21 protein-coding genes are annotated in these 23,064 nt (G+C 63.9%); 12 read left to right on the top strand and 9 right to left on the bottom strand.

Translation table 11 applies throughout. From position 1 onward, the window contains the following. Nucleotides 1-8: 8 nt before the first annotated feature. From AC3G2C_RS08460 to AC3G2C_RS08445, 4 genes are all read right to left on the bottom strand, one after another. Entirely contained in the window at nt 9-2,039 is a 2,031-nt protein-coding gene (locus tag AC3G2C_RS08460; RefSeq protein WP_488384183.1) for a methyl-accepting chemotaxis protein, read from the bottom strand. A gap of 116 nt (nt 2,040-2,155) precedes the next feature. Next, entirely contained in the window at nt 2,156-2,695 is a 540-nt protein-coding gene (locus tag AC3G2C_RS08455; RefSeq protein ID WP_488384182.1) for a chemotaxis protein CheW, read from the bottom strand. Between the two features lie 7 nt (nt 2,696-2,702). Further along, a complete protein-coding gene (locus AC3G2C_RS08450) occupies nt 2,703-3,074 on the bottom strand; it encodes a response regulator (protein WP_488384181.1) in 372 nt (123 codons plus the stop codon). Between the two features lie 31 nt (nt 3,075-3,105). Then, nucleotides 3,106-3,462: a response regulator gene (locus AC3G2C_RS08445; protein WP_199096830.1), complete on the bottom strand. Its 357-nt coding sequence runs from the start codon at nt 3,460-3,462 to the stop codon at nt 3,106-3,108. A gap of 443 nt (nt 3,463-3,905) precedes the next feature. Here AC3G2C_RS08445 and gshB point away from each other — a divergent pair, with 443 nt between their 5' ends. The 6 genes from gshB to AC3G2C_RS08415 all read left to right on the top strand — a co-directional run bounded on the left by gshB (nt 3,906) and on the right by AC3G2C_RS08415 (nt 9,638). After that, complete coding sequence (gene gshB, locus AC3G2C_RS08440; protein ID WP_488384180.1) at nt 3,906-4,883, top strand: glutathione synthase; 978 nt, start codon at nt 3,906-3,908, stop codon at nt 4,881-4,883. After that, nucleotides 4,880-5,746, top strand: coding sequence for a TonB family protein (locus tag AC3G2C_RS08435; protein ID WP_488384179.1), 867 nt, complete (start codon nt 4,880-4,882; stop codon nt 5,744-5,746). The genes gshB and AC3G2C_RS08435 overlap by 4 nt, the downstream gene beginning before the upstream one ends. An 85-nt stretch (nt 5,747-5,831) precedes the next feature. Further along, nucleotides 5,832-6,407: a YqgE/AlgH family protein gene (locus AC3G2C_RS08430; protein WP_488384178.1), complete on the top strand. Its 576-nt coding sequence runs from the start codon at nt 5,832-5,834 to the stop codon at nt 6,405-6,407. After that, nucleotides 6,404-6,832, top strand: a complete 429-nt coding sequence (ruvX, locus tag AC3G2C_RS08425) for a Holliday junction resolvase RuvX (protein ID WP_488384177.1) — start codon at nt 6,404-6,406, stop codon at nt 6,830-6,832. The genes AC3G2C_RS08430 and ruvX overlap by 4 nt, the downstream gene beginning before the upstream one ends. Before the next feature lie 22 nt (nt 6,833-6,854). Then, on the top strand, nt 6,855-7,781 hold the full coding sequence (locus AC3G2C_RS08420; RefSeq protein ID WP_488384176.1) for an aspartate carbamoyltransferase catalytic subunit: 927 nt from the start codon (nt 6,855-6,857) through the stop codon (nt 7,779-7,781). Between the two features lie 93 nt (nt 7,782-7,874). Beyond that, nucleotides 7,875-9,638 (top strand): hypothetical protein, encoded by a 1,764-nt coding sequence (locus AC3G2C_RS08415; RefSeq protein ID WP_488384175.1) that lies wholly within the window; start codon nt 7,875-7,877, stop codon nt 9,636-9,638. Nucleotides 9,639-9,883: 245 nt separating this feature from the next. Here AC3G2C_RS08415 and AC3G2C_RS08410 read toward each other — a convergent pair whose 3' ends face one another. Then, nucleotides 9,884-10,618, bottom strand: coding sequence for an MHYT domain-containing protein (locus AC3G2C_RS08410; RefSeq protein ID WP_488384174.1), 735 nt, complete (start codon nt 10,616-10,618; stop codon nt 9,884-9,886). Nucleotides 10,619-10,671: 53 nt separating this feature from the next. Further along, nucleotides 10,672-11,412 (bottom strand): hypothetical protein, encoded by a 741-nt coding sequence (locus AC3G2C_RS08405; RefSeq protein ID WP_488384173.1) that lies wholly within the window; start codon nt 11,410-11,412, stop codon nt 10,672-10,674. Between the two features lie 368 nt (nt 11,413-11,780). Between AC3G2C_RS08405 and AC3G2C_RS08400 the strand changes: the two genes are divergently transcribed. Beyond that, complete coding sequence (locus tag AC3G2C_RS08400) at nt 11,781-12,143, top strand: BON domain-containing protein (protein WP_488384172.1); 363 nt, start codon at nt 11,781-11,783, stop codon at nt 12,141-12,143. A gap of 124 nt (nt 12,144-12,267) precedes the next feature. Here the strand turns inward: AC3G2C_RS08400 and AC3G2C_RS08395 are convergent, their stop codons facing one another. After that, on the bottom strand, nt 12,268-15,270 hold the full coding sequence (locus AC3G2C_RS08395) for a TonB-dependent receptor (protein WP_488384171.1): 3,003 nt from the start codon (nt 15,268-15,270) through the stop codon (nt 12,268-12,270). A gap of 745 nt (nt 15,271-16,015) precedes the next feature. Between AC3G2C_RS08395 and AC3G2C_RS08390 the strand changes: the two genes are divergently transcribed. Then, complete coding sequence (locus AC3G2C_RS08390) at nt 16,016-16,348, top strand: hypothetical protein (protein ID WP_488384170.1); 333 nt, start codon at nt 16,016-16,018, stop codon at nt 16,346-16,348. A gap of 153 nt (nt 16,349-16,501) precedes the next feature. Beyond that, complete coding sequence (locus AC3G2C_RS08385) at nt 16,502-16,789, top strand: helix-turn-helix transcriptional regulator (RefSeq protein ID WP_488383407.1); 288 nt, start codon at nt 16,502-16,504, stop codon at nt 16,787-16,789. Nucleotides 16,790-17,007: 218 nt separating this feature from the next. Here the strand turns inward: AC3G2C_RS08385 and AC3G2C_RS08380 are convergent, their stop codons facing one another. Continuing rightward, nucleotides 17,008-18,177, bottom strand: coding sequence for a PilT/PilU family type 4a pilus ATPase (locus tag AC3G2C_RS08380; protein WP_488384169.1), 1,170 nt, complete (start codon nt 18,175-18,177; stop codon nt 17,008-17,010). 39 nt (nt 18,178-18,216) lie between these two features. Then, the gene (locus AC3G2C_RS08375; protein WP_488384168.1) at nt 18,217-19,254 is read right to left on the bottom strand and encodes a type IV pilus twitching motility protein PilT; all 1,038 of its coding nucleotides are present in this window, start codon (nt 19,252-19,254) and stop codon (nt 18,217-18,219) included. Nucleotides 19,255-19,567: 313 nt separating this feature from the next. Between AC3G2C_RS08375 and proC the strand changes: the two genes are divergently transcribed. Genes proC through AC3G2C_RS08360 form a run of 3 tightly spaced genes read left to right on the top strand, consistent with a single transcriptional unit; the run spans nt 19,568 to nt 23,062 of the window. Further along, entirely contained in the window at nt 19,568-20,392 is an 825-nt protein-coding gene (proC, locus tag AC3G2C_RS08370; RefSeq protein WP_488384167.1) for a pyrroline-5-carboxylate reductase, read from the top strand. After that, nucleotides 20,389-20,964 (top strand): YggT family protein, encoded by a 576-nt coding sequence (locus tag AC3G2C_RS08365; protein WP_488384166.1) that lies wholly within the window; start codon nt 20,389-20,391, stop codon nt 20,962-20,964. Before proC ends, AC3G2C_RS08365 begins: the two co-directional genes overlap by 4 nt. A gap of 46 nt (nt 20,965-21,010) precedes the next feature. Beyond that, nucleotides 21,011-23,062, top strand: a complete 2,052-nt coding sequence (locus tag AC3G2C_RS08360; protein WP_488384165.1) for a M13 family metallopeptidase — start codon at nt 21,011-21,013, stop codon at nt 23,060-23,062. The last annotated feature ends 2 nt before the right edge of the window (nt 23,063-23,064 follow it).

Below are 23,064 nucleotides of genomic sequence, written 5' to 3'. Positions count from 1 at the left end.
GTTTTGTGTCAGCCCGGCAGCTTAAAGTGGGCCACCGAGCGCCGCAGGTCACTCGCCAGCTGGGCCAGATAACCGATGGAGTCGGCCGTCTGGCTCGCGCCCTGCGAGGTCTGCGAGGTAATTTCCTGAATCGCGTTCATCGATGCCGAAATATCCGTCGCCGCGCTGGACTGCTGGCGTGCCTGCGTGGAGATGTTCTGAATCAGCGCCGACAGATCGTGCGACACGCGTTCGATGTCGCCCAGTGCGCTACCGGCGTCCTCGGCCAGTCGGGCACCGGCCACCACCTCAGCGGTGGTCTGCTCCATCGAATTCACCGCTTCGTTGGTGTCGGACTGAATGGTCTGCACCAGCGTTTCGATTCGCTTGGTCGCGCTCGCGGAGCGTTCCGCGAGGCGCTGCACTTCGTCCGCCACCACCGCGAAACCGCGACCGGCCTCACCCGCCGAGGCCGCCTGGATAGCGGCGTTCAAGGCGAGGATGTTGGTCTGCTCGGCAATGTCGTTGATGAGTTCCACGATGGAGCCGATTTCCTGGGAGGACTCACCCAGGCGCTTGATGCGCTTGGAGGTCTCCTGGATCTGGTCGCGGATGGAGTCCATGCCCGAGATGGTTTCGCGCACCACTTCGGCACCGCGCGAGGCGATCTTCACCGAGCGCTCGGCCACGTCGGCCGACTCGGCGGAGTCCTTGGACACGGTATCCATCAGGCTCGCGATCTGGTTGATCGCAGTGGTCGCCGTGCTGATGCGCTGCGCCTGGTTCTGGGCGGATTCGGCCAGATGGCGTGCGGTGGTCTGCGTTTCCTGCGCCGAGGACGACACCTGCTCGGAGGTCTCGTTGATCGTCGTCACCAGGGTGCGCAACTCGTCGATGGCGTAATTCACCGAGTCGGCGATGGCGCCGGTGATGTCCTCGGTGACGGTGGTCTTTACCGTCAGGTCACCTTCGGCGAGCGAGCCCATTTCGTCCAGCAGGCGCATGATGGCCTCCTGGTTACGCTGGTTGAGTTCGGTCGAGTCCTGGAAGCGGCGGCGCTGGTCGGCGATCAGCTGCACCACCAGCACGATCAGGAAGGCGGCCGCGCCGAGCGCGCCCAACACACCCCACCACAGGTTCGGGAACAGACGGCGGGTCGGCAGCTTGCTGACCTGGTCCGCCATTTCGTTCGCGCGCAGCAGCACGTTCTGCGAATCGAGCGAAGCCTGATTGCCGGCGCGTTTCACGTCACTGAGGTTGGCTGCGGCGCCCACCAGCTTGCCGACGGGGTCCTGCAGGTTGTCCCACTGCGATTGCATGTCGGCAAGGATCTTGCGCGCGTTGGCATCGCCCATGGCGCGCACGCCCACTTCGGTGTTGCCTTCGAGCAAGCCCTTGAGCACCGAGCCGTAGAGCTGGCCGTCGCGGGCCAGGCCGTCGGCGGCAGGCTGAGAGGCTTCGCCACCCTGCAGCACTTCTTGCACGCGGCGGATCATACGGTCGGCCAGCAGCATCTGGCGGGCGGAGGTATAGGTCTGTTCTGCACTGCCGCCGCGCTGCTGCAGGATGTTCACCACCTGCTCCATGCTGGAGTTCAGCAGCGGCAGCTCACGGCCCAAGGTAGCGGCGCGCTGGGCCGAGTCCACCACCAGCGCCTTGTTGGAGAGAATCTTGCCGATATCGGCGTCGAGCTGTCCCCACGCGTTGGTGAGAGCGGCGACCGCGCGCCCAGCCGGGCTGGCATTGGCATCGGCATAGGGCTTCATGCCGGTCTTGTCGTCGCCCTTGTTGAGGCGCTGCACCGCCGAGTCGATGGCGTTGCGGTTGGTTTCCAACTCCTTGAAGGAGTCGACGTTACCGTCCGCCGCCTCGAGGGCGTACTTGGCGGTCTGCTGCGACAACACCTGGATCTGTGTGGTCAGTCCCACTGCCTGGCTGTCTTCGCGGCCACGCAACGTGAGCATGACGAAGTCCACACCCGTGAAACCGAACGCGATGACCAGTGCAATGATGAGGCCGGTATAGCCCCGCTCCTTGCCCACGCCCCCTGTAGTGCTCATTTCGTTCACCTCGCCCGTTTACCCTTCGCCGCCCATGCCGGCAAAGGCTTCGGATCATCGCCCTGGTTCCGGCCCCGCTCGGCGCCGGTCCTACTCTCTAGTGCAACTGTTGCGCGTCAGGCCGCGGCCTGACGGAAGTCCGGCGCGCGCACCAGCTTGCCCATGCTGAACATGGCAAGGCGGGGCTCGCCCACGCGATCGTCGACGAAGCGCGTCAGGCGCGGATCGTCTTCCGGCTCGGCCTGGCGGCGTTGCTCGGCATCCACCGTACGCTGGCCGAACACTTCCTCGACCATCAGCGCCACGCTGCCACTACCCTGGCGCACCACCAGCAGGCGGGTGCGCTCGGTGGTCTGGGTGCGTTCGCCGAACAGGAAACGGGACAGGTCGATCACCGGCACCAGGTTGCCGCGCACGTTGGCCACGCCAAGCAGCCACGCCTGGGTACCCGGCACGGGGGTCAGCGCCGGCACGGCCAGCAATTCGCTGATTTCGTCGATGCCACTGACGAACAGGCGGCTGCCCGCACGAAAACCGATGCCACGCCACAAGCCAGGGGCTTCGAGCTTCTCCGGCGTGCCAGAGGCATGCGCCAGCGACAATCGTTCGTAACGGGCCAGCAGTTCGAAGGGCGAGAGCGCGGCGGTTTGGGTCATCGTGGCCTCAGGCAGCGCTCGGCAGCAAATCGTTGATGCAGGCCAGCAAGTCCTTTTCGTTCACCGGCTTGGTGATGAAGGCGCGCGCACCTTGGCGCAGGCCCCATACCCGGTCGGTTTCCATTGACTTGGTAGTGATCATGACGATGGGAACACCCGACGTCTGCGGGTCGCGCGTGAGCGTGCGCGTCGCCTGGAAGCCATTCATGCCCGGCATGATGACGTCCATGATGACCAGGTCGGGCTTCTGCGTGCGCACGCGCTCAATGCCTTCCTCGGCATTGCCGACGGAGTCGACCTGATAACCCGCGCGCTCGAGCAGCGTGGTGAACACGCGCACGTCGGTCGGCGAGTCGTCGATAATGAGAATATTGGCCACAGGTCCCCCTCAGACCCTGTAGTCGCCGGTCTTACACCGTGCAGACATGTCGATGAATTGCACCAAGCAGTTCGTCTCGGGTGAACGGCTTGGTCAGATATTGTTCGGCGCCGACGATGCGGCCGCGTGCCTTGTCGAAGAGACCATCCTTCGAGCTGAGCATGATCACGGGTGTGCCGCGGAACTGGGGATTGTTCTTGATCAGCGCACAGGTCTGATAACCGTCCAGACGCGGCATCATGATGTCGACAAAGATGATCGCTGGCTTCTGGTCGGAGATCTTGGCGAGCGCCTCGAAACCGTCCACGGCCGTAAGCACGTCGCATCCCTCTTTCTTCAGCAGGGTTTCCGCCGTTCGCCGGATGGTTTTCGAGTCGTCGATAACCATGACCTTGAGGCCGGCCAGGCCATTTCCACTTATGTTCAAGTTCACAACACCCCCCCTGCGACCCGCCCCAGGCTCAGGAAAATCGTGCCACCGCCAACGCCACGTTGGCGGCTCCATCTGGAGAGAAAATTCCACGAATCTCTTACGACGTACGACAACCATGAAGCCGGCAGGCACTCGTGCATTGCTGTTTACCGCCTGCCTAACGTGACGTCAAGCTGAAATGTCCAACAAGGCGCCCTACGTCATTGAATCGTGAGGTTACTCGGGCAAGGGCTTGACCTTTGGGCCAGGCCTCCCCATTGCCCTGTGGCAGCGGGGCTCGCCGAACCGCCATGGCACGTCGAAACGATCCATGGCAGGCAACTCGACTTACACTGCCCCGCTCGCCCGGCTCGCGCCGGCTGCGCATCGTGAACAAGCTCTACTACCGGAGAATGACGATGACCCTCTCGGTCGCCGTACTCATGGACCCGATCGGCTCCATCAAGATCGCCAAGGACACCACCTTCGCCATGCTGCTGGAGGCCCAGCGACGGGGCCACCGGCTGTTCTATATGGAACAGGACGACCTGGCTGCACGCGATGGGCAGCCCTGGGCGCGCCTGGCGCCGCTTTCGGTACGGGAAGACCCCGAGGACTGGTTCACCCTGCACGAGGCGCAGTGGCGCGACCTGCGCGAGATGGACGTGGTGCTGATGCGCAAAGACCCGCCGGTCGACGCCCAGTTCATCTACGACACCATGATCGTGGAGCTGGCTGAGCGGGCGGGCACCCGGGTGGTCAACGCGCCCTGGTCCCTGCGCGACTGCAACGAAAAGCTGTTCGCCCTGCACTTTCCGCAGTGCATGGCGCCCACCCTGGTCTCCCGGGACGCGGCCGAGTTGCGCGCCTTCGTGGCCGAGCATGGCGAGGCGGTGCTCAAGCCGTTGGACGGCATGGGCGGACGCGGCATTTTCCGGGCACGTCAGGGCGATACCAACATCAACTCGATGATCGAAACGCTCATCGGGGCCGGCCCGCACGGCGAGCACAAGCAATTCGTGATGGCGCAGAAGTTCATTCCCCAGATCAGCGCGGGCGACAAGCGCATCCTGGTCATCGATGGCGAACCGGTGCCCTATGCCCTGGCCCGCATTCCCCAGGGCAATGAGTTCCGCGGCAACCTGGCGGCGGGTGGTCGTGGCGAGGGCGTACCGCTGAGCGAGCGCGATCGCTGGATCGTGTCCCAGGTGGCCCCGGAACTGCGCCGGCGCGGCCTGCTGTTCGTAGGCCTGGACGTGATCGGCGACTACCTCACCGAGATCAACGTCACATCACCGACCTGCGCCCGCGAACTGGACGCCCAATTCGGGCTTAATATTGCCGGTCAGCTGTTCGACGTCATCGAGCAAACCCGAACCGGAACCCGCCACGCGTGAGCCAAGCCGTTGTCCGCACCGGCGCCGACAAGATCGGCGCCACGATGCTCTTCTCGTTGTTGCTGCATGGCGTGCTGGTGTTCGGCATTACCTTCAGCTACGTGAAGGCCAAGCCCAGCCTGCCCACGCTGGACGTCACCCTGGTCGACGTCGCCAACCGCGAGAGCCCGGACAAGGCCGACTTTCTGGCCCAGGCCAACAACAGCGGCGGCGGCGAGAACGACAAGGCCTCGCGCCCCTCCCAGCCAGTCTCGGGCCCCATGCCCACGCCCACGCCGGGTGTGGCGCCCCAACCCGTGGAAGCCAGTGCGCCCAAGCCGCAGGAAGCCACCGAGGACAAGCTGCTCACCACCACCGGCAACAGCCACTACACGGTGGATACCGACAGCGCCAAGTCGCAGCAGGACGACCAGGATCTCCCCGAGTCGCAGGCCGACGTGAAACGCCGCCTGGAAATGGCCCAACTGGCGGCCGAGGTGCGCGACAAGAGCGAAAAGTACGCCAAGCGCCCCAAGAAAAAGTTCATCTCCTCCAACACCAAGGAGTACGCCTACGCCGCTTATATGCGCGGCTGGGTAGACCGGGTGGAGCGCGTGGGCAACCTCAACTACCCCAACGAGGCGCGCCGACGCAGCATGCACGGCGACGTACTTATGACCGTGACGCTCAACCGTGACGGCTCGGTGAAGGGCATCGAAGTGGTGCAAAGCTCCGGCCAGCCGCTGCTGGATGCCGCTGCCCAGCGCATCGTTCGCCTGGCAGCACCATTCCCCGCCCTACCGGCGGACAAGGAACACTTCGACGAGCTGAATATCACGCGTACCTGGCAATTCATGCCCAACGACACGCTGCACAGCCGTTGAACGAGCGCTCGGCGCGCACGGGTGCCGAACGCAATTTCGACGTCGCCGCAGCGACGATCTTCACGGCTGGGCTTACAATGCCCCCATGACTGCCCCCCGTCCCCAGCCTCAGTCCCTCGCCGGTCAGTTCCTGATCGCCATGCCCAGCTTGGCCGAGCCGCCGTTTTCGCGCGGCGTGGCCTTCATCTGCCAGCACGACGAAGACGGCGCGGTGGGCTTGCTGGTGAACCAGCTCTCCGAATACCGCTTCAGCGATGTGCTCGCCCAGATGAAGCTGGAATGCCATGACCCCGAACTGGCCGACGCCCCGGTACTCATCGGCGGTCCGGTCAATCAGGAGCGTGGCTTCGTGCTGCATCGCGAACCGGGCCACTGGGAATCGAGCTACCGCATCAACGCCGATTGGTCGGTCACCACCTCGCGCGACATTCTGGTGGCCATGGCCAACGGCGAAGGCCCGCGCCTTGCGGTAATGGCGCTGGGTTATGCCGGCTGGAGTGCCGGCCAGCTGGAGCAGGAACTGAAAGACAACGCCTGGCTGACCGCCGAGGCCAGCGAACGCGTGGTGTTCCATACCCCGCTGGAAGAACGCTGGAGTGCCGCCGCCGGCCTGGTCGGCGTGGACCCGCTGCAATTGCCCGGCTACGCGGGTCACGCGTGAGCTGTGTATTTGGCTTTGACTACGGCAGTCGCCTGCTCGGCGTTGCCGTGGGCAACCGCTTTACCGGCAGCGCCCGGGGCATCGCCGCCATCACGGTGCGCGATGGCGACCCCGATTGGTCGCGCCTGGACGCCCTGCGCCAGGAATGGCAGCCCGACACCCTCGTGGTTGGCCTGCCGCTGACCCTGGATGGCGAGGAACAACCCGCCAGCCGCGGTGCCCGCCGCTTCGCCGAAAAGCTCAGCCAACGCTACGGCCTGCCCGTGGCCATGACCGACGAGCGACACAGCTCCCGCGAAGCCGCCCAGCGCTTTGCCAACGCCCGCGCCGCCGGCCTCAAGAAACGCCGCGACGCCGCCACCATCGACGCCGAAGCCGCCGCCGTGATTCTCGAACGCTGGCTGGCTTCATCCCCTGGTCACTGACACCTCGACGACACCGCCCGCCATGAGCCTACGCCTGCGCCACCTGACCACGCTGGAAAACATGCCCCGCCAGAGCATCGAGCGCCTGCTCGACCGCGCGGAAACCATGCGCGACGGCTGTGCCCATGGCACGCGCAAGCTGGACCTGCTGTCGGGCCGCACCATCCTCAACCTGTTCTTCGAGCCGTCCACCCGCACGCGCACCTCCTTCGAGCTGGCCGCCCGCCGCCTGGGCGCGGACGTGATCAACTTCGACATCGGCTTTTCCTCCACCAGCAAGGGCGAGGCGTTGTTCGACACGCTGCACACGTTGGAAGCCATGCACCTGGACGCCATCGTGGTTCGCCACAAAGTGTCAGGCACGCCGGAAGAACTGGTGCGCCACGCCATGAGCGGCGTGTCGGTGGTCAACGCCGGCGACGGCAATCGCGCGCACCCCACCCAGGGCCTGCTCGATGCGCTCACCATCCGCCAGCATCGCCCTGACTTCAGCCAGCTCACCGTGGTGATCTGCGGCGACGTCAAGCATTCGCGCGTGGCGCGCAGCGACGTGCATGCCTTTTCCACGCTGGGTGCCAAGGAAATCCGCCTGTGCTCGCCACAGGCGCTGATGCCCGATCAAGCGGAATTCCCTGGCTGCGTAATCACCGACGACTTCGATGCCGCCATCGAGGGCGCCGACGTGGTGATCATGCTGCGCCTCCAAAAAGAGCGCATGGCCGCCACCGACCTGCCCGACGAAGCGGCCTATTTCAGCCGCTATGGCCTGGACAACCGCCGCCTGGCGCGCGCCGCTCGCGCCGCCCTGGTGATGCACCCCGGCCCGCTCAACCGTGGCATCGAGATCGCCTCCGAAGTGGCCGATGGCCCGCAGTCGCGCATCCTCGAACAGGTCGGCAACGGCGTATTCGTGCGCATGGCCGTACTGGCGGAAGTGCTGGGTCGCTGAACTTCGCCCGGCGACATGCCGTAACGCGCCGCGACATGCCCGGATTCCGGGCATAATGGCAACGCTTTATCCAAAACACTCAAGGGAATAGACATGCGATCGACGAAGCGCATTGCCGCGCTGGGCCTGGCCGGCGTGCTGCTGGCTGCATGCCACCACAAAGACAAGGACGCCCCCCTCGCCTTCGTGCCGGCCGACACGCCGTACGTGCTGGCGAACCTGGACGTGCTCGATGACGACACCCGCAAGGCCTTGCTCGCCCAGGCCGATGCGCAGTTGCCCAGCGAGCTGACCCAGCTGCGGTCGGCCGCTGACGACATGGCCGACAAGGACCCGGACGCCTCGCGCCTACTCAAGGCGTTCATCGCCGAGCTGGACGGCAAAACCATTGAAGCCTTTGCGCAGAACGCGGGCCTCAACATCAAAGGCCGCTCGGCGTTCTATGGCCTGGGCCTGGCCCCGGTGGCGCGTTTCGAATTGACCGATGCCAAGGCATTCGACGCCTTCGTCGGCCGCCTGGAAGCCGCCTACGGCAAGCCGTTCGACGCGGCCACGCTCGGGGATCTGCATTACCGCAAGCACGTTTCGGCGGAAGCCGGCGTGCAGGTCATCCTCGCCGTAGTGGGCAAGCAGGCTGTAGCGGCCCTGCTGCCGGTCGATGCGCCGGAAGCCACCCTGCGCCTGGCGCTTGGCCTGGATCGTCCGGAAAAGAACCTGCAAGACGATGGCCGCCTGGAAAAGCTCGCCAAGGCCAAGGACTACCAGCCCTGGGCCATCGGCCAAGCCGACCTGACCCGCTTGCTGCCCCTGGCCGCCAGCGGCAAGGACCCGTTCTTCAATGCGTTGCGCAAGGCGCACGCCGAGAGCGAAGCGGCCAAGACCGGCGAGCCGGTGGCCAACCAGTTGCAGGTGTTGCCCAGCTGCGAAGGCGAAGCCAGCCGCATCGCCGCCCGCGTGCCATCGGTGAGCTTCGGCTACACCAAGCTCGACGCCACCCACCAGTCGCTGCGCTGGGACGTGAGCCTGGCCGATGACATCACCAAGGCCTTCTCCGGCCTCAAGGTGGAGCTGCCGGGCCTGGGCGTGAACACCTACGCCCCGTTCGACCTCAGCCTTGCCGTGCCGATCGCCCAGTTGCGCAGCTTCTGGAGCGCGCAGGCCGATGCCGTGGCAGCCAAGCCATTCACTTGCCCGGCCCTCACCGACCTCAACGAAAGCTTCGCCAAGATCGGCATGCTCTCGCAGCAGGCCGCGGTGCCGCCCGTGGGCGACCTGCTCGGCCTGCGCGTGGCGCTGGACAGCTTCGACGCCGGCGGCAGCAATGGCCTGCCCAAGTTCAGCGGCCGCGTGCTGATCGGCACCACCAACCCCGCCGGCCTGCTCGCCATGGCCCAAATGGCGGTGTCCTCGCTGCAGCAGGTCAAGCTCACCGCTGACGGCAAGCCGGTAGCGCTGCCGCCGGAACTCACCGCCCCGCTGGGCACGCCGGTATGGGCCGCCATGAATGCAAAGGCGCTCGCCATTGCCGTGGGCGACGGCGAAGAAACCAAGCTCGGTGAGCTGCTCTCCGCTCCGGCTGGCGCTGCCGGCGATCTGGGCCACGTGCACCTCAATGGCGACATGTACCAGGCATGGGTCAAGGCGATGGCCAGCAAGGCAGATCACATTGCCGAACTCACCGCCTCGGCTCAGTCGGACGACCCGGAGGCTGCCGCGGCCGCCAAGGCCACCGCCGAGCGCACCAAGGCGCAGTTCCAAACCATGCAGGCCCAGGCCGACCGCATCAAGTCGCTCAACGGCGCTGCGCGCATCGACAACACGGGCCTGGTGATCACCAGCGAAACCGAATTGAAGTAAGCGGTATGTAACCGCAGCGAAAAAAGGGGCGCCTTGGCGCCCCTTTTTTTGATTCATCGCCAATAACCGTCAAGCCTTAGGCTGCTCTGATTTCGATCGCATCCCAGCGAAACCCCAAAAGGGCGCATGAGCTGGAGGCGCCTTTCGACCGCCGAAGGGCTGGTCATCCAGCGCCTTTAGATTCAGAGAATGACAGGCACTGGATCCCAGCATTCGCTGGGATGACGATCAAAATCAGCGTTTCCTTAAATCGTCACGGCGGCACGGCGCTGCTGATGCAGGATGCTCACCGCCAAAGCGAGCGCCAGCATCAGCACGGCAGCCACGAAGGTCATCAGCCCCAGACGGTCGCCACGCAAGCCCTGTTCGAAACCTACCGGCAGGCTATCGCTTGGCGTCAGTATCAGCGCGCTCATGCCAACGAAATGCATGCCGCACACCGCCACGCCCATCACCAGCGCGCTGCCGAGCATCTGTAGCCAACCGCGCAGATTGAAAGCCAGCCACAGCGCCGCCATCGATGCGAACACCGCGATGGCCACTGACCATGCAACCATGCCCAGGTCGTACGTTACGCGCGCCGAAGTGAGCATGGCCATCATGCCCAGGTAGTGCATGCCGGCCACACCGGCGCCCATCAACACGCTCGCGCCCATCAAGTGCGCAAAGCGCATGTGCGGCATGCTCACCGTCGCGAGCCCCAACGAGCAGGCCACGATCGCCAGCAAAGCCGATATCGCCGTAAGCCATGCGTCGTAACTCACCTGCACGCCCATATGGCAGGCCAGCATGGCAATGAAATGCATGGTCCAGATGGCGCCTCCGCCCATCGCCGTACCCGCCGCCAGCACCGCAGCGGCGCGCTGCCGCGGATTGCGGGCCAACGGAATGCCCAGCGCCAATTGCAACGCAGTGAACGAGCCGAGTACCGACACCGCATAGGACAGACACACCAGCAGGGCGTTGTAGTGCATATGCATCAAGCCATCCCCAGAACGAATCACATGTATAGCCGCGACGCGGCCCTCGCGTATCAGCGGGCGACGTCGAACACGCAGGTGGCAGCACCATGGCTGTGGCACTGAGTTTCATGCACCCGCAGTGCGGGCACGTCCACCGCTTCCAGCAGCAAGCCTTCAATAAAGCCAGAGAAAAAGTGCCCGCCAGACGCACCCCCTGGCTGGCACAAGGGGCAATCGCGCACGTGCAGCTCGGAGCCGTGCTGATCCACCGGCACGAACTCGCGCATGGCCGGCAACGCAATGCGCCGCAGCGCCTCTGCCAGTGCAAGCTTGGCGCCCAAGGCATAGTCGCGCTTGTAGACCCAACTGCCCGTGCGTCGGCCAGCCAGATGCAACGATGCATCGCGTGCTTCCACGGCTACCTCGTATTCCAGATGGATCAGCCAGGGAAAAATGCGCGGATAGTCCTTGGCGAGATTGGGCAGGATGCGTTCGATCGTCGCCACGTCGGCGCGCCCAAGGCGAGCCTGCGGGTACTTCGCCCGCGTTGCCTGCGTATCGGTGGGCGGCTCCAGTGTCGTATCGCGACTGGAAGCAAAGCTCAGCACGCGCGGGTGCGCCTCGAGGGCATCCTCCAACGCAAACTGTCGCTCGTCCGGACCACGCAACAGCATAGTCAGGCACGAACCCTGCGCATCGCTGCCCAGCCGTTGGCGCAAAAGCACATAGTCGTGCTCGCTGATGACGCGTCCCAGTTCCACGAGCAACCGCTCTCGGCGCTCGGAAACGACACGCACTTCCAACTCGGCCATGATTCCCCCCGAAATCAAGCCCGCACATGCAGTGTGCTCGGGTGCGCAGAATGTGCCGTACGCCCACGCATTTCACAAGCTGTCTCTTTAGTGGAGCGCCCAGACGCACCGCCGTACGCGTAGCGAGCCAGCCCACTGAAAATCTCCGCAAAATGTGATGCTCATCACACTTGTCACGCACCCGGCGCGACGAACACTTTGGCCACATCGTCATGACGCCTTCTTCGCATGCCTAAGAACGCGCTGAACGCGCTCGCCTACCGGCCATCCGCGATTCACCCTGGGTCTGTTGGGATGGATGGCACGAGGCGGTCTTATCTGCCCCGTCTGTCTCAAGGACAGTGCTCCCCCACTACAGGAGATTTCCCATGCGTACCCCCAACCTGTTCCGCAAGACGCTGATCGCCGCCGGCCTCGTGGCCGCCTTCTCGGCCGTGCCGTTCGCGCAGGTTGCCGCCCAGGACGCCATGCAGAAGCAGTCGGACAACCAGACCGTACCCGACAAGACCGCCGACGCCTGGATTACCACCAAGGTGAAATCGGAGCTGGCGACGACCAAGGGCATCAAGAGCACCGACATTTCCGTAACGACCGCCGATGGCGTGGTCACCCTTACCGGCACCGCCACCAGCGCGGCAGAAAAGGCCAAGGCCGAACAAGTCGCCAAGAAAGTGAAGGGCGTGAAGAGCGTCGATGGCAGCGGCCTGACCGTCAGCGACACCGCCAAGTAAACGCCCGCCTGCCGAACACGGCAGCCGTTGAAACGAAGAAGGAGCCCCAAGGGGCTCCTTCTTTTTCCACAGCCCCAAGCGCATCGACCTACGAAGGTCTCCGCGCTTGGGGCGATGCAACGCGTTACAGGTCGTAGCGAACCGTAAAGCGGAAATAACGCGGGTCCGTGTAGTTCAACTCACGCCCGTACAGCGGATTGACCGTTGTACGGTTGGACGCGTATCGATAGTTGTACATCGTCGGCGTCTGCTTGTTGAGCACGTTGATGCCATCCAACTGCAACGTCAGCTTGTTCTCCATCCAGCCCGGCGTATAGGCCACATTGAGGTTGACCTGATACGTCCACGGCGTGGTGCCGTGCGAACCGCGCGGCGAGAACTCGTAGCCCGGCTGACCCGGCAAACCGCAGTACCAGTACGTCGAGCTGTTGTAGAGACCCTTGTCGGCGGTGGGGTAATAGCTCGTGCAGTTCTTCGGGCGGCCCGACGCTGCAATCAGCGTTGCGCCAAAACGCCATTCCGGATTCAGCTGGTAATAGCCGAAGGCCTTGAACTGATGCGCGCGATGGTTGGGCAGCAGGCCATTGGCGCCCACCATGAGCTGGGGCAGATCCCAATCCTGGGTACGCGACACGTCGGTCTGACCGCCCGCGCCGGTGTCCAGATCGGAGGCGAGCTGGCCTTCCGTGTTGCCGTAGTTGCGCGAGAACGTGTACTCGGCCTTGCCGTACCACTTATCCGCAAACGGATGCTCGATGAACAGATCCACGGCGTAGTACTTACGCTTGAGGTCGGGCAGCCCCAGCTCCTGCTTAGTCAGGTACACCGACTTGATGGTGCCATCGGGCTGCAACATGTCGAACGTGTTGCCGCGGCCCGGGTTGAAGGTCAGGCACTTGCCACCCAGTGCGCTGACACACGTGTCGTCGATGGCGCTCATCAGCTTGCGATGGGTCAGCTTGATGCCATAGCTGTAAGACGCATTGATCTGCTGCTCCATGCCGAGGATGTACTCGTCCTGGAAATGCGAACGCAGGCCCTTGGCGGCCACCGTGCGCGGGTCGGGCGCATCGCCGCACTCCATGTTGGAGGACACGCCGCCGGTGTTCGGGCAGATATACGGGCTGGCCGGATCGACCGCGACCGGATTCAGCCCCAGCGGCACACCGCTGACCGGGTCCACGCCGGTATAGGTAAAGTACTGGCTCGTGATCAACGAGCCGGACACGCCACGCACCGCCGCGTTGTTCGGCACCGCCAGGTGATAGCGGCCAGCATTGGCGAACACCTTCAAGCTGGAGTCGCCAAACACATCCCACGACGCGCCCAAACGCGGCGCCAACTGGTGGCGCTGGCGAATATACGCATCGCCATTCTTGTTGTAGTTGGTGAACTGCTCATTGCGCAGACCCAGCGACAACAGCCAGCGCTCGGTGACCTGCCAGCGATCCTCGATGAACTGCGCGGCCTGATCCGTCTCCACGCCCGCACGCTGTGTGTTGTACAGCTTATAGACGTAGTAACCCTGCGTACCCAGGCCACCCGCCTGCGCCGGCGAGCCAATCACGCCAAGGCTCGCATCCACCGGGGCGTTCGGGTTGGTCTGCTTGCCATACACCCACGCGTAGTCACCGGCGTACTGCTTACCCGTGAACGACTTGGCGTTCTGCGCGTCGTAACCCACACGCAGGTCGTGATCGCCGATGCGGTACTCGATATCCAGTCGCCAGCCTTCGGTCTTGTCGTTTGCACCGGGCAGCGGGATGGTCGTCGTACCCGGCGGGCTCACGGCGGTCTGGCAGGTGTTGTACACCATGCCCGGCACCGCGGCGCCACTGTTCACCGAGATATACGGGCAGCTCGGGTCGTAGCCATCGGTCGAATAAACGTGGTTGACCTTCTGCGTACCGTACAGAGCCGACACCGTCAGGTTGTCGGTGAGATAGCCCGTGTACTTGCCGATGTACAGGTCGCCGCCATCCTTGGTGTAGATGCCGCCGGTTTGCTGCTCGCCGTGGCTCAGCGTCTTGTAGCTATAGGCATAACGATCGGACTGGTACTGCGTCTTATCCGAAACGCCCGTAAGCTCAAGAATGTGGCTGTCGGTAATGTTCCAGTCGATCTTTCCCGTCCAGCGCGGCATCTTGTAGCTGTAGCTGCTGTAACCGATCTTCGAGGCCGCCGCCGACGAATTGGTATAGGAGAGCACGCTGGCGCCCTCCTGTCGGTTCACTTCGGCGTCCAGGTAATAGAACAGGCGATCCTTCACCAGCGCGCCGCTCAGGTACGCGCCAACGGTCGACTTCCAATACTGGTTCTTGTTGCGGTAGTGGTACAGCGTGCCATCGGTCGCTGCATTGCTGGCCGCGCCAGTGTCCGGGAAATAGTTGTTGCGCGGGCTGGCGCGCAGCGCCTGCGGCTCCCAAATGGTGTACAAGCCACCCTTGGTCTGGTTGCTGCCGCGCTTGGTGACAATATTGATCACGCCACCGGTGGAGCGACCGAACTCCGCACCGTAACCGCCTGTCAGCACCTGCTGCTGATCGATGGCGTCGAACGGCAACTGCGTGAAGCCGATCGAGGTGAGCGGGTTCGTCACCGCATAGCCGTTAATGAAATAGGCATTCTCCGAAGAAGCCGCGCCGCCGAAACTGGGCACGCCATAGCTGGAGTTGGCCACCACGCTCGGCGCCAGCAGCGCCGCTGCGGAAATATCGCGAGCGATCGGCAGCTTGTTCAACTGCTCAGCGGTGAGCACCGTGCGGGTGTCCACCGACGACACGTCGATGGGCGGAAGGGCCGATGCCACCACCGACACGCCCTCAAGGTTCTTCGCGCCCTGCGCACCCTGCGCGGCTGCACCGAAGGAAACCTCCGTGCCACCGGCGATGCTCAGCTCCACGTTATCGCGCGTGCTCACGCTCACGCTATCCTTCTTCAGCGTAACGCTATAGCGCCCCGTAGGCAGCGAGCTGAAGCGATAACGCCCCTCCTTATCGACCGCCGTGTTACGCGTAAAACCCGTATCGACATTACGGATCTCCACGCTGTTGCCGGCGTCGGTAGACACCTGACCAAAGATGGAGCCGGTGATGTTGGACTGGGCATGGGCATCGACGCCCGCCATTGCCAGAGTAACCGCCACGAACAAAGGCAAGCGCTTAGCCGGCCGCTTAACAAGAGCAGCAAAACGATTCACTAGTTGTAATCCCTTCAACGTATATGCGAACGCGCCATCCCTTTTGGCGAGCCTCCGTTGCGTCCATCGACGGATGGACTCACAACGCCGCGCATGCACGACAAAGAAGCTGCGCAGATGGGCGCATGAGCGCCGCGAATGGCAATGGCGACACGCGCCCTTCACATTCAACCGACGAACTGGGATTTAGCCGCGATAACTTACGCACAACAAGACGCAAGTGCCCTCAACTATTGAAGGGAAATCCCGACGCGATAGCGAGCTTCATGCCCCAATCCTTCACCTTGCGTTCGCACATTCCAAAAAACAGGCGGCAACACATGCGTCAGCCACGGCCCCGCCGTTACTCGATTGCACGAGGCGTGCGCTGATCCTGATCGGCATTCCAGAGAAAGCGGGAGTGGCCGGGCCGGATGGAAACGCACTCGCGCACATTCCCGTGTAACGCGCTGACAGCGTATGCCGCCGCAGAGGCGCGCCGGGGCCGCATGGTGCGACGGGTGTTCGCCTGACAAGGCGTTCGGCGCGCCTCTGTTACTTTTCGTCTCGTTGCGCGTGGAGTGTCTGAATCCGCTTGGCGCGCAACCGTGACCTTCGGGTCATGAAGCGCGGGCCGTGGGAGTTAGGACCTCACACGACCCGCTGACCATCAACAACTCTTAGGAAGTTGATCATGGCTGTCCACGATCATACGGCACGCGCACGCCCGTCTTTCCCGCCAGAGGCTACGCACGCGACCTCCGCCGACACGCTGGCTCCCCCAGCCGAGGCGCAGGACGCAGAGCAGCGGTTGTTAACGCTGATCGGCATTGCCCGCTCCGCAGACGCCTTGCTGGGTCTGCTGATGGATAGCGAGGAGGCTCTCCTCGCCCCGTCGCGCCGAGGTTCCCTGCCGGTACGCCAGCTTGCCCTAACCCCGTTGGAATCCACGGGGTTATCGTTGGCTGTGCATTACCTGCACTCCTATGCGCGCTTGTTGGGCCAAAAAACCGCCGCCAGCACCTGACCCGTCCGTTGATCGCCCGGCGGCGCACCGGGCGTGTTGCCGGTGTGCCGCACCTTGGCGATGACGTACGCCTGAATTGGCATTTTGCCTACATATTTCGCTGCGCTCGCGCCGGCGTGTTTAAGCGTGCGCGCACATCAACGAAGGATAGTGATGAGTCGGATTTCTCTCACCCCGCGCATGCACGTTGGCCACCGGGTGCCGCTGCGCTCGCCAGCGCAGGTACTGCTGCATGATTTTTTGCTGCCACAGCGGTTGCCGTGGGGGCAGGCGGCCCGGCGCATGGGCGTCACCAGCTTGGCGCTGCAGCGTTGGATGACGGAGGGCGAGCGGACCACACCGGAGTTTGCGCGCGCCTTGGCGCGAGGGTTTGGCACCACGGCGTTCTATTGGATGGTGCTGGAGGCGCGTTGGCTGTTGGAGGGGGATATGAGGCCTTAGGGAGGGTCTGATGGAACGACATGCAGCTCGTCATTCCTGCGAACACCAAGAAGGGGGCAAGAGCAGGAGGGGCTTTTCAACAGCCGAAGGGCTGGTCATCCAGTGCTTTTACGCTCAGGCGCTTACAGGCGCTGGATGACCAGCCGAATGGCGGGCACGTTGCCTGAGCAAAAAAAGGAGCCGCATGGGCTCCTTTTTCTCAAATCGTCACGCTCCGCTCAGCGCTTGAGCAAATGCCCACCGCTGAAACTTTGCGAGTCGCGCGTTTCTTCCAGCTCCACGCCATCCAAGCCTTGCGACAAGGTATGCGCGTCGCCACCTTGGGCCAGCTTGATGCGCAAACGCACTTCGTTGGAGCTGTCCGCGTGACGCAGTGCGTCTTCGTAGGAGATCTCGCCGGCGTGATAAAGCTCGACCAGGCTTTGATCGAAGGTTTTCATGCCGAGGTTGGTGGACTCCTTCATCACTTCCTTGAGCTTGTGGATCTCGCCCTGGCGGATGTAGTCCTGCACCAGGGGCGTACCCAGCAGCACTTCCACGGCCACACGACGGGCTTTGCCATCGGGTGTGGGGATGAGCTGCTGCGCCACGATGCCCTTGAGGTTCAGCGACAGGTCCATGAACAACTGCGAGCGGCGATCTTCCGGGAAGAAGTGCAGGATGCGGTCCATCGCCTGGTTGGCGTTGTTCGCGTGCAGCGTGCACAGGCACAAGTGGCCGGTTTCGGAGAAGTTGATGGCGTGTTCCATCGTTTCGCGCGTACGCACTTCGCCGATCATGATCACGTCGGGTGCTTGGCGCAGGGTGTTTTTCAGCGCGTTGTCCCAGCTGTCGGTGTCGATGCCCAGCTCGCGCTGCGTGATGATGCAGCCCTCGTGCTTGTGCACGTATTCGATCGGGTCTTCGATGGTGATGATGTGGCCGGTGGAGTTGGCGTTGCGGTAGCCGATCATCGATGCCAACGAGGTCGATTTACCGGTGCCGGTGCCGCCCACGAAGATGATGATGCCGCGCTTGGTCATGGCCAGCTGCTTGATCACCGGCGGCAGGCTGAGCTCTTCGATGGTCGGGATCTTCGACTCGATGCGGCGAAGCACCATGCCTACGCAGTTGCGCTGGTAGAAGCACGACACACGGAAGCGGCCCACGCCCTGCGCCGAGATGGCGAACTGGCATTCGTGGGTCTTTTCGAACTCCTCGCGCTGCGAGGGCGTCATGACGTTGAGCACCATGTCGCGCGCTTGCTGCGGCGACAGTGGGCTCTGCGTGATCGGCACGATGCGGCCCTGCACTTTCATCGACGGCGGTACGCCGGCCGTGATGAAAAGGTCGGACGCCTTTTTGTGCACCATCAGCTTGAGGAACGAGGTGAAATCGAAGTCACCCATGGCACTACCCTCTTGTGTGCGACGGCAAGCGCAAAGCGCTTACTTGAAGATGTCCTTGTTGCGGGCATAGCTAAACGCCTGCTGGCGCGTCACCAAGCCACGCTTGACCAGGTCTTGCAGGTTCTGGTCGAGCGTTTGCATACCGTACTGCTGACCGGTCTGGATGGAGGAGTACATCTGCGCCACCTTGTCCTCGCGGATAAGGTTACGAATGGCCGGGATGCCCACCATGATCTCGTGCGCGGCAATACGCCCGCCGCCCACTTTCTTCAACAGCGACTGCGAGATCACCGCGCGCAGCGATTCGGAAAGCATCGAGCGCACCATCGGCTTTTCGCCGGCGGGGAACACGTCGATGATGCGGTCGATGGTTTTGGCCGCCGAGCTGGTGTGCAGGGTGCCGAACACCAAGTGGCCGGTTTCCGCGGCGGTAAGCGCCAGGCGGATGGTTTCCAGGTCGCGCAACTCGCCCACCAGGATGTAGTCCGGGTCTTCGCGCAGCGCCGAGCGCAGCGATTCGTTGAAGCCGTGCGTGTCGCGATGCACTTCGCGCTGGTTCACCAGGCACTTTTGCGAGGTGTGCACGAATTCGATCGGGTCCTCGATGGTGAGGATGTGGCCGTATTCGTTCTTATTGATGTGGTCCACCATCGCCGCCAGCGTGGTGGACTTGCCCGAGCCGGTCGGGCCGGTCACGAGGATCAGGCCTTGCGGCTGTTCGATCAGCTCGCGGAACACCGCCGGGGCGCCGAGGTCCTCCAGGGTGAGCACCTCGGAGGGAATGGTACGGAACACCGCGCCGGCGCCACGGTTCTGGTTGAACGCGTTGACGCGGAAGCGCGCCAGGCCGGGGATCTCGAACGAAAAGTCGGTTTCCAGGAATTCTTCGAAGTCGCGCCGCTGCTTGTCCGACATGATGTCGTAGATCAGCGAGTGCACCTGCTTGTGCTCCAGCGCCGGGATGTTGATGCGGCGCACGTCGCCGTCCACGCGAATCATCGGCGGCAGGCCGGCGGACAAGTGCAAGTCCGAGGCCTTGTTCTTCACCGAGAAGGCAAGCAGTTCGGCGATATCCATTGGCGTTCCCCTCAACCCGATCAACTGGATGTCATGCAGCGGCTCTGCACGAGGGAGGTGTAGCTCGGGCGTGACGCCCCGGCGCCCGCGCGCGGACGTCGTGCCAAACGGCCAGAAACCGGTTCCCCCATGCAGCGGGCCGATACTACTCGCCGGTAGGCCTAGGCCACCAGTCTTTCCAAAGCCCTAGCCCTTCAAACTGCGGACCACGTTCGCAAGCCCGCGCGGCGGGGCGCCCTGTGCCCGCGCTTGTGCCACAGGACGGGCGGCGCCCGGTCCGGTAAGGTAGCCACCGCATTGGCGAGGATTCTGCATGACACGTATCGCATTTATCGGCGGCGGCAACATGGCGCGCAGCCTGATCGGCGGCCTGCTCAAGACCGGCATGGCCGCCTCCAACCTGAGCGTGGCCGAGCCCCGCGCGGACGCCCGCCAAGACTTGGGCCGCGAGTTCGGCGTGGCCTGCTACGCCGAGAACCGCCTGGCGGCGGCCGAGGCCGATGTGCTGGTGCTGGCGGTGAAGCCGCAGATCATGCCCGCCATCCATGCCGAGCTGCAGGACACCCTGGCCCGTCGCCGCCCGCTGGTCATTTCCATTGCGGCCGGCGTGCGCCTGGACCAGTTGGAGCGCTGGTTCGGCCACACCCTGCCCATCGTGCGCTGCATGCCTAACACCCCGGCCCTGATCGGCGCGGGCGCCACCGGCCTGTGCGCCAACCGCCGCGTGAGCCCCGAGCAGCGGGCCCAGGCGCAGCACATCATGGCCGCCGTAGGCCTGACCCGCTGGCTGGACGACGAGTCGCTGATGGATACCGTCACCGCCATCTCCGGGTCCAGCCCGGCCTATTTCTTTGCCATGGTGGAGGCGCTGGAAGACGCCGCCTTTGCCCAGGGCATGCCGCGCGAGGCCGCCCGCGCCCTGGCCGCCCAGGCCTGCCTTGGCGCCGGCCGCATGCTCACCGAAAGCGGTGAAGACCCAGGCGTGCTGCGCCAGCGCGTCACTTCCCCCAACGGCACCACCCAGGCCGCGCTGGAAAGCCTGGCCGCCGACCATTTTCACCAGGTGGTCGCCCGCGCCGTGGCAGCCGCCACGCGCCGTGGCGCCGAACTGGCCGCTGCACTGGATGACCAACCGTGAGTTACCTGATCAACGCCCTGTCGTTTCTCCTTGAACTGGCTTTTGGCGCGGCTGCCGCGCTGTTCGTACTACGCCTGCTGGCGGAGGCCAGCCGCGCGGATTTCCACAACCCGCTGAGCCAGTTCGTCTATCGCACCACCAACCCGGTGCTCGCCCCCATTCGCCGCGTGCTACCCAACTGGCGGCGGATCAACCTGGCCGCCCTGCTGCTGGTGTGGCTGTTGATGCTGCTCAAGCGCGTGGTGCTGTTTGCGTTGCTGGGGTTGTTCCCGCACGTGGCCGGCCTGCTGCTGCTTTCGCTGGCCGACACGCTGGACTTCATCCTTATGTTCTATGTGGTGCTGATCTTCGTGTGGTCGCTGATGAGCCTGTTCCAGGTGGAGCGCTATCACCCGGTGTATCGCCTTGCCGGCACCCTGGTCGACCCGCTGCTGCGCCCGCTGCGCGGCAAGCTGGTGGCCGGCGGCCTGGATTTCGCCCCGTGGGCGGTGATGATCGGCCTGATTCTGGTTCGCCTGCTGCTGGTGTCTCCGCTCGCCGATCTGGGCGCCCGCCTCGCCATGGGCGCCTAAGAGCCTGTTCACGATCTCCCTTATCCATCCCAGGAATCTCCAACGCATGAAAGCGACGCCTCTCCTGCGCCTGCGCGCACTCGCCCTTGGCCTGGCCCTTGCCGGTATGGGCACGGCCTGGGCCGATACGCCCATCGCCAAGCCCGACGTGGTGGCTGCGAACGTCGATACCTCGGTGAAGCCTGGCGATGATTTCTTCGCTTACGCCAATGGCGGCTGGCTGAAGAGCCACCCTATTCCGGCTGAGGAATCGCAGTGGGGCATCGGCCAGGTAGTGCAGGACGAGCTGTACGCCAAGTTGCGGCAAATCAGCGAGGCGGCCGCACAGAAGTCCGCCCCGGCCGGCAGCGACGAGCAGAAGGTGGGTGATTTCTGGTCCACCGGCATGGACCAGGCGCTGGCCGATCGCCTCGGCGCATCGCCGCTGCAGGCGGAGCTGGCGCGTATCGATGCCGCCAAGAACCTCAACGCCATCCTCGACGAAGCGTTTGCACTTCAGCCGCTCGGCGTCGGCGCGTTCTTCGAGATGGGCGTGCTGCAAGACGAAAAGCAGAGCGACGTGATGGCCGTGCACCTGGTGCAGGGTGGCCTGGGCTTGCCTGAGCGCGACTACTACTTCAACAACGAAAAGGGCGTGGCCAAGGCCCGCGTGGCCTATGTGGCCCATCTTGGCCGCATGTTCCAGTTGCTGGGCAGCAACGAGGCGGATGCCAAGCGCAGCGCCACCCAGGTCATGGCCTTTGAAACCGCGCTCGCCAAGGTGTCGCGTCCGCTGGCCGACCTGCGCGACCCGTTGAAGAACTACAACAAGATGGCGCCCGCCGAGCTGAGCACCAAGTACACGCCGGCCATTGCGTGGAACACGCGCCTGGATGCGTGGAAGCTGCCCGCCGGCACGGTGATCGTGGGCCAGCCGGAGTTCTTCGCCGGCCTGCAATCCCTGCTCGCCAAGACCCCGGTGCCGGTGCTGCGCGATTATCTGCGCGTGCATCTTGCCGATACGTACGCCAGCTATCTCAGCGAGAACTTCGACAACGAGCACTTCGACTTCTACGGTCGCGTGCTGTCCGGCCAGGCGCAGCAGAAGCCGCGCTGGAAGCGTGTACTCAACGCCGAAAACCACGCATTGGGCATGATCCTGGGGCGTGTCTACGTCAAGGATTACTTCTCCGAACAGAGCAAGCAGCGCTACAACAACATGGTGGAGGCTGTGCGCAACGCGTATAGCGAGCGCATTACCCACCTCGACTGGATGAGCGATGCCACCAAGGCCAAAGCGCAGGCCAAGCTCGCGGCGGTCACTCGCAAGGTGGGCTATCCCGATAAGTGGAAGGACTACTCCGCGCTGCAAGTGGGACGCAGCTCGTACGCGCAAAACATGATGAACGCCAACCGCTGGGCGTTCGACGACATGGTCGGTAAGTTTGGCAAGCCCGTGGACCGCGATGAGTGGGACATGACGCCGCAGACCTACAACGCCTACTACAACCCGTCCAACAACGAGATTGTGCTGCCGGCGGCGCAGTTCCTCATCCCGGGTTTTGCTGACGACCAGGTGGACGACGCGGTGGTGTACGGCTACGTGGCCGCTTCCACCATCGGCCATGAAATCACCCACGGCTTCGACGACGAAGGCCGCCAGTTCGACGCCAAGGGCAACCTGTCCGACTGGTGGACGCCGGAAGACGCCAAGCGCTTCCAGCAGCGTGCGGACGTGATGGTCAAGCAGTTCAACGGCTACGAGCCGCTGCCCGGCCTGCACATCAACGGCCAGGCTAGCCTGGGCGAAAACATCGCCGACTTTGGTGGCCTGATGATCGGCCTGGATGCGTTCAAAAAGACTGAGCAGTATCGCAAGGGCGAGAAGATCGCCGGTTACACGCCGCTGCAACGTTTCTTCTTCGGCTACGCCCTGGGCTGGCTCTCGCAGCAACGCGAACAGCGCCTGCGCAACGCCTTGCTCAGCGACGTGCACGCACCGGCCAAGTGGCGCGTGAACGGCCCGCTCTCCAACATTCCGGATTTCTACGAAGCATTTGACGTGAAGCCCGGCCAGCCCATGTGGCGACCGGAAAACCAGCGCGTGAAGATCTGGTGACG

The sequence above is a fragment of the Frateuria sp. sgz306004 genome (assembly GCF_057750885.1).
Note: the sequence above shows the minus strand (reverse complement) of the source record. Positions and strands in the feature narration are given on the sequence as shown.

Excerpts from the sequence above, each read along its gene's own strand:
- AC3G2C_RS08460 (WP_488384183.1), bottom strand. The coding sequence starts at position 2,039 with ATGAGCACTACAGGGGGCGTGGGCAAGGAGCGGGGCTATACCGGCCTC.
- AC3G2C_RS08455 (WP_488384182.1), bottom strand. The coding sequence starts at position 2,695 with ATGACCCAAACCGCCGCGCTCTCGCCCTTCGAACTGCTGGCCCGTTAC.
- AC3G2C_RS08445 (WP_199096830.1), bottom strand. The coding sequence starts at position 3,462 with ATGGTTATCGACGACTCGAAAACCATCCGGCGAACGGCGGAAACCCTG.
- gshB (WP_488384180.1), top strand. The coding sequence starts at position 3,906 with ATGACCCTCTCGGTCGCCGTACTCATGGACCCGATCGGCTCCATCAAG.
- AC3G2C_RS08430 (WP_488384178.1), top strand. The coding sequence starts at position 5,832 with ATGACTGCCCCCCGTCCCCAGCCTCAGTCCCTCGCCGGTCAGTTCCTG.
- AC3G2C_RS08420 (WP_488384176.1), top strand. The coding sequence starts at position 6,855 with ATGAGCCTACGCCTGCGCCACCTGACCACGCTGGAAAACATGCCCCGC.
- AC3G2C_RS08415 (WP_488384175.1), top strand. The coding sequence starts at position 7,875 with ATGCGATCGACGAAGCGCATTGCCGCGCTGGGCCTGGCCGGCGTGCTG.
- AC3G2C_RS08410 (WP_488384174.1), bottom strand. The coding sequence starts at position 10,618 with ATGCATATGCACTACAACGCCCTGCTGGTGTGTCTGTCCTATGCGGTG.
- AC3G2C_RS08405 (WP_488384173.1), bottom strand. The coding sequence starts at position 11,412 with ATGGCCGAGTTGGAAGTGCGTGTCGTTTCCGAGCGCCGAGAGCGGTTG.
- AC3G2C_RS08400 (WP_488384172.1), top strand. The coding sequence starts at position 11,781 with ATGCGTACCCCCAACCTGTTCCGCAAGACGCTGATCGCCGCCGGCCTC.
- AC3G2C_RS08395 (WP_488384171.1), bottom strand. The coding sequence starts at position 15,270 with ATGGCGGGCGTCGATGCCCATGCCCAGTCCAACATCACCGGCTCCATC.
- AC3G2C_RS08390 (WP_488384170.1), top strand. The coding sequence starts at position 16,016 with ATGGCTGTCCACGATCATACGGCACGCGCACGCCCGTCTTTCCCGCCA.
- AC3G2C_RS08385 (WP_488383407.1), top strand. The coding sequence starts at position 16,502 with ATGAGTCGGATTTCTCTCACCCCGCGCATGCACGTTGGCCACCGGGTG.
- AC3G2C_RS08380 (WP_488384169.1), bottom strand. The coding sequence starts at position 18,177 with ATGGGTGACTTCGATTTCACCTCGTTCCTCAAGCTGATGGTGCACAAA.
- AC3G2C_RS08375 (WP_488384168.1), bottom strand. The coding sequence starts at position 19,254 with ATGGATATCGCCGAACTGCTTGCCTTCTCGGTGAAGAACAAGGCCTCG.
- proC (WP_488384167.1), top strand. The coding sequence starts at position 19,568 with ATGACACGTATCGCATTTATCGGCGGCGGCAACATGGCGCGCAGCCTG.
- AC3G2C_RS08360 (WP_488384165.1), top strand. The coding sequence starts at position 21,011 with ATGAAAGCGACGCCTCTCCTGCGCCTGCGCGCACTCGCCCTTGGCCTG.